The organism is Endozoicomonas sp., assembly GCF_031844845.1.
GTDB lineage: Bacteria > Pseudomonadota > Gammaproteobacteria > Pseudomonadales > Endozoicomonadaceae > Endozoicomonas.
Genome location: NZ_JAVRMB020000105.1, coordinates 1 through 6,043, shown reverse-complemented (window position 1 = coordinate 6,043; position 6,043 = coordinate 1). Strand labels below are relative to the sequence as shown.

At 48.0% G+C, this 6,043-nt stretch carries 4 protein-coding genes; 1 reads left to right on the top strand and 3 read right to left on the bottom strand.

The genetic code is table 11. The features are described from left to right. On the bottom strand, window positions 1-257 hold a 257-nt coding region (locus RM811_RS04995; RefSeq protein ID WP_402521396.1), incomplete at its 3' end, for an aminotransferase class IV. Window positions 258-529: 272 nt separating this feature from the next. Here RM811_RS04995 and RM811_RS04990 point away from each other — a divergent pair. After that, a complete protein-coding gene (locus tag RM811_RS04990; RefSeq protein WP_402521395.1) occupies window positions 530-1,933 on the top strand; it encodes a hypothetical protein in 1,404 nt (467 codons plus the stop codon). Window positions 1,934-2,174: 241 nt separating this feature from the next. Here RM811_RS04990 and glnE read toward each other — a convergent pair whose 3' ends face one another. Both glnE and RM811_RS04980 read right to left on the bottom strand, forming a co-directional pair. Next, complete coding sequence (gene glnE / locus RM811_RS04985; protein ID WP_402521393.1) at window positions 2,175-5,111, bottom strand: bifunctional [glutamate--ammonia ligase]-adenylyl-L-tyrosine phosphorylase/[glutamate--ammonia-ligase] adenylyltransferase; 2,937 nt, start codon at window positions 5,109-5,111, stop codon at window positions 2,175-2,177. A gap of 178 nt (window positions 5,112-5,289) precedes the next feature. Then, entirely contained in the window at window positions 5,290-5,718 is a 429-nt protein-coding gene (locus RM811_RS04980) for a hypothetical protein (RefSeq protein ID WP_402521391.1), read from the bottom strand. Window positions 5,719-6,043 lie beyond the last annotated feature (325 nt).

Below are 6,043 nucleotides of genomic sequence, written 5' to 3'. Positions count from 1 at the left end.
AGCTTCTGCGCTCCGTTCAGTTCTTCCTTGCTGTAGGGAATTTCCATCCTCAGGATATGGGCACTGCGGAACAGTCGGTCCGTGTGTTCTTTCAGGCGAAAAATAGCAGGCCCTTTTGGCGTGTTATAGGCTCTGATTCCTTCAAAAACTCCCATGCCATAGTGTAATGTATGAGTTAGTACGTTCGTCTTTGCTTCACGCCAGGGAGTCAGTTCTCCATCAAACCAGATAACGCCATCACGGTCGGCGAAAGACATTGGGGTAACTCCACTTTTAATTTGTTATACGTGTTACTGCGTGCTGGAAAAGGGGTATTGGATCATAAATTGACTGTGATGCCAAAGGGATAATGGCCGCAGACAAGGCTGTCTAAAAATGTTTGACCGCCCTCCCACTGTCTGGAAATGAGCGGGAAAAAGCGCCTGACTGCCTGACGGAGGAGAATATCCATTGCTCACTGAACTAATGGAGTGATCGGTTGTCCTAGTACTTTAAGCGTTTATTTTTAACATGCAGAAGAGGTGGTTCAATGACGGCTGGAATGGCTTCGAATTCGGGTAATTTACACGGGTTACATGGGGTGCCTGTAAATCATGATAATTTCAGGTATTACGAGGATTGCGGGGGACATGGAATTTATTTCAACAAAGATATCAAGGAAGAGCATATTCAGGCGCTGTATTGTGTAAAATCTGATCCGGAAGATCCGCATATTGCAGAAGCATACGGATCAAAAAAAAATTGGGAGGCTAACTGTCCCCGAAAGGTAGCGACTGTAAATAGCAGTAGTGAGACTCTTATATTAAGGCAAAATGAGCAAGGCGAACGAATGGGTGTGACATGCTATTTATCGTCCTCATCTGAAGAAAAAATAAAATATACGGTTGATTATCCTGGCAGCAAGAAATACTCAGAGTTATTTGGATACTGCGGCTACCGTTGTGGTACCAGCGTGGCCTTGGCCGGGCTTGCGAGGCATAATGAAGATGCATGTATTAACAATCCGGATGTGATAGCGGCGAAAGAGAACAAGAACGAAGATATCGTCATGCTCAGGGCCGAAATAGAATTACTTAAAGCCAGGTTAACGAGAGTAAAGGCCGGTCTGGAGGCAGACTTAGCGTTGAAAGCAGGCTCGAAAGGTCACAACGACAACGCTGAGTTGCAACAACTGGTTCTGCAAAATCATGAGTTGAAAAGTCAGATACAGTTACTCGTGACAACGAATAATACGAGAGAGGAACAGCGTGTTATAGCTGATCAGAAGTTGCAAATGGACCTCAACGAAGATCGTGCAGAGAGAGCATCACAGAGCGCTGAGATATGTGGGCTAAAGGAGGATGTGAAAGATTTGATGACTGTTCAGAATACTCACAGGGATTCGATAAATAAACTACAGAACGGTTGCACTATTGCGCCACATCTGCGGGCAGGGAACAATCCACGAACACCAAGTTATAATGGTGTCCTGCAATGGGAAATAGATGGAGTACAACAGAAAAAAATAGATGCCGAACGTGAGAGGATAGTATCGCTCTACAGCGAGCCATTCTATACCTCCCAATGTGGTTACAAGATGTGTGCGAGAATATATCTCAATGGGGATGGTCAGGGCAAAGGCTCCCATGTTAGTTTGTTTTTTGTGGTCATGAAAGGCGATTATGATGAGCGGCAGGAGTGGCCTTTTGTTCGAAGAATTACTATGGAACTAGTGGATCAGCAGGCGGGTACACAAACTTTAGTCGACAGCTTCACACCAGACGCTAGATCAAGAAGCTTCAGTAAACCAACAAAAAATATGAATATTGCCAGTGGATGTCCTCAGTTTGTTAGGCAACAAATTTTACAGGATCCTACTTATGTAAAGAATGATAAAATGATTATAAAAATTATTGTAGATGAACCTGCGTACAAACCGTTCACTTTCCACTAATGATAAGCCATTCAAAATATACAATCGCCATCCCCCGCCCCGCGAAGGCGGGTTTTGCAAATGTAGCTTGAAGGCTGGCTTTCCCAGTCGGGTGGATTGTGTACAATCCATGTACACAATGCAGCTGTGTAACACTTTTAATTACACCCCGGGTGAACGGGCCTGCGTCGAGACCGCTTGTCTCCCTTTTGTGACCCTCCCAGAGGGTGGCAATACTGCAAAGCACTGTCTGCGCTTTGAATTATACATCGTTGACCATGCAGTTTTTCCAGATATCGATCACCTTCCGGCGTAAATCAAAAGCAATGTTCTCTGCTACCAGAGGCGCCTCATTTTGTAATGCTTTTTGATGAATACTGAGCCGGAACGTTTTGTAAGCTTCCCGAAGTTGATAGGCATCTTCGGGACTGAGCAGACCAACCGTTTCCAGTTCTTCAGATATTCGAACATTGTCAGTCCACTTCAGCAGAGATGGGTACTGGCATGAGTACCTGAGAACAGCAAACTGCATCAGGAACTCAATGTCGACAATACCACCATGGTCGTGTTTCAGGTGGAACAGATTTCCGGCTTTTGATGAAGATGATTTTCTGCCCAGGTGTTCCCGCATTTTCTGGCGCATGGCAACCACATCGTCACGCAACTTTTCAATGTCTCTGTGCTGAGCGAGAATCGCTGATCTCAAGTCGACGAACTTTCGGGCAAGTCCCTGATCACCAGTAATAACCCTGGCTCGTACCAGCGCCTGGTGCTCCCAGGTCCAGGCCTCGCCTTGCTGGTACTTCTCAAAGTGGGAAAAGGAATTCACCAGTAACCCTTTTGAGCCAGACGGGCGCAACCTCATATCCGTATCGTAAAGAATGCCGGAAGGGGTCTGTGTCGTCAGAATATGGATGATTCTCTGTCCAAGCCGGGTGTAGAACGTTGTGCTGTCAATGGCTCTGGGCCCATTGGTCTCTTTGTTGGTGCCACCGTTATGAATGAATACCAGGTCGAGGTCTGAGCCCGGGCCCAGCTCGATACCACCGAGTTTGCCATAACCCACGATGATGAATCCCGAGTCACACAGATTACCGTCGACATCCTGAGGCCTCCCGTGTTTTTCTATCAGGTTTCGCCATGCGATGGCCTGTACGGCCTCAAGAATGACCTCGGCGATCCAGGTCAGGTAGTCGCTCTCTTTCATCAGAGGAAGCGTGCCGGATACCTGGGCTGCCGTTACCCGCAGGACGTGGGCCATTTTAAAGTGACGCAGTACTTCCATCTGGTTTTCCAGATCATCTTCCGGAATATGGGCCAGCTGCTGTCGCAGTTCATTGGCCAGTGCTTCTTTTTTCGGCGGGTTGTAGAGATCACCAAGGTTGAGGAACTCATCCAGCAGGGCAGGGAATCGGGCAATTTTCCCGGCAATCCATGGGCTGGCAATGCACAACTTTCCGAGATGTTCTAAAGCCGCCGGATTCTCAATCAGCAAGACCAGGTAAGCGGTTCGGCGCAGAACCGCTTCGATCAGTGGCAGTATGCGTAGTAAAAAGGTATCAGGCTCTGAGGATTGGGCGGCAACTCTCAGGAGCAGAGGTATAAACTTATCCAGCCGATCGCGGCTCTGTCTTCGAACGCGGGTAATGGCTTTTCCATCTCTCAGGGAGGTCAGGCGTTTCCAGGAGGCGGTAATGTCCGTAAAGCCTTCCTGACCTATAAGCTGCTGCTCTTCCTCCTCACTTAACTGACCAAGCCAGAGGGCTTCCCACTGGTCACTATGGGACTCTTGTGGCTTTGGGCCTTCCGGGTCAGCAACCACGGCATCGAAATGGGTGGTTACCTGGCGGCGATGCTGGTTCAGGGTATTTAACAGTTCAGCCCAGTCCTGATGCCCCATACTAAACGCGACTCTTGCCTGTGTCTTTGGTCCTTTGGGCAGATCCTGAGTCTGCCGGTCAGCAATGGCCTGAATGGCATGTTCAAGATTGCGCAGATAGATATAGGCGTCTTCCAGCTCGCTGGCTTCTCCTGGCGAAAAATAATGGTTAGCTAACAGGGTGGAAAGAACACGCAGCAGGTTTCTTTCCTGAAGGCTGCGGTCACGTCCACCATGGATCAGCTGGAAAGACTGAATGATGAACTCAATCTCCCGAATGCCGCCGGGGCCCAGTTTGATATTGCTCTCCATTCCCTTGCGTTTTACTTCCCGCTGGATCAGGTGCTTCATCTCCCGCAATGCACTGATGGAGCCAAAATCAATATAGCGACGATAAACAAAGGGGCGCAGCTGGCTCAGGAGTTGCTGGCCAGAGCCAATGTCCCCGGCGACCACCCGGGCTTTCAGCATGGCGTAGCGTTCCCAGTCACGACCCTGATCCTGATAATACTGTTCCATGGCGGCAAAACTCATCACCAGGGCGCCACTGGAACCGTACGGTCTTAGTCGCATATCAACCCGGAAAACAAAACCATCGGCGCTCTGGCAGTCGAGAACCTTGATCAGACGTTGTCCGAGGCGGATAAAAAATTCCTGATTGGTCAGTACCTTTTTGCTACTCCGTGTTGCTCCCTGGCAGGGAAAAGTGAACATCAGGTCAATATCGGAAGAGAGGTTCAGGTCTCTGGCGCCCAGTTTTCCCATGCCAAGTACCACCATTTTCTGAGGTACCGGTTCTTCTTCGGGAATGTCGGTGCCATAGGGTGTGCCCATAGTCTGGCAGCTGTCCTGATACAGCCAGTTGAGAGCGCTATCGATACAGGCATCAGCAAGGGCGGACATATCGGCCGTGGTTTGCTGCATGCTGACCCGGCGATTCAGGTCAAGCCAGATAATACGGAGCATTTCACGGTTGCGATAAAGCCTGAGCGATTTAATCAATTCTTCTTCGCAGGTTATGGAATCAAGCGTTTTCTGAAGGCGTTCGACATGGGTTTGAGCATCGTCGGGCAGGCGGTCATGGTTTTCCAGAAGACTGGCCAGCCACTCTGGATGATGAATGCACTGCTGTGCAGCAAAATCGCTGCCAGCCCAGCAATGGATAAGTTCAGCTACGATTTTTCGGGGGGGATTATTGTCGTCAAATGATGGGTTGTTGTCGATAAATTGCTGCCAATGGGCACTGACAACACGCTGAACAATGTCTGGCGACCCGGAAGCCGTTAATTGTTGACTGAATTGCGCCTTGAGTGACTCCATAAACCCGCTCTCCCCTGATTGCTGGAGCCATTTTATGGTAATGATCTATGGGCTGCCAGTGGCTGAGAGAAGCTTATTTCGGTATCTCGTCGTACCGGGGGGCTTAAATGGAGTCCTATGTTCATCATGTGGAGCAGGGTGGTCCCTATGATGGTTGCTAAAATGCCGATTAACGGTGTTATTTAATACTTGTTCTGGTTTTGATCGTTTTGTGACAAATATTACATAAAAAATGCCTCTTTACCTTGTTCTCTGTTTTAGGTGGGTTCTGATTTTGAAACTGTAATCTATCTTGAGTTGATGACTCCATTTTGGATTGACAGTAGCTCTGATAATCTTTAATCAAGGCTTGGTCTTTAGTTAGGTTCTGATTTTGAAACTGTAATCTACCTTGAGGTGATAACTCCATTTTGGTTTGATAGTAGCTCTGATCATTTTCACTCCAGTATTTCACTTCAACTGGGTTCATAAGGCCAAGATATTGTTGTTCCGGTTCTATCCAACCGACACGTATACCATTTATTTTACTGGTCTTTTGGTGTTGGTGTTCTGATGATATGGGCCATGAATTATGATCTATTGGATTGGGTTGTGTTAATGAGAGCATTTGGTTTGTTACCTGTTTACATGAGTGTTTTTTTCAGACAGTACTGGTGAATGTTATGTTCCCCCCTCCCTCAAAAAAACAAACGAAACAGCCAGCGTGAAACTCCGGCACGCTCAGGCAGCGTGAGGTTGTCCCTCGTTCTCACCTTTTTGCGACACCCTCGCACTGGGTGATAGTGAGGAAAATAAGGTCACCTCCCCCGGGTTTTATATAATGCTTGCGCTATCTTATGTGTACACAATTATGATCAGACAGGTATTGAGACCATGGAGTTGTTTGGTATAAGAGATCTGCGGGAGCGGATGGGTGATCTCTCCCGTACTGC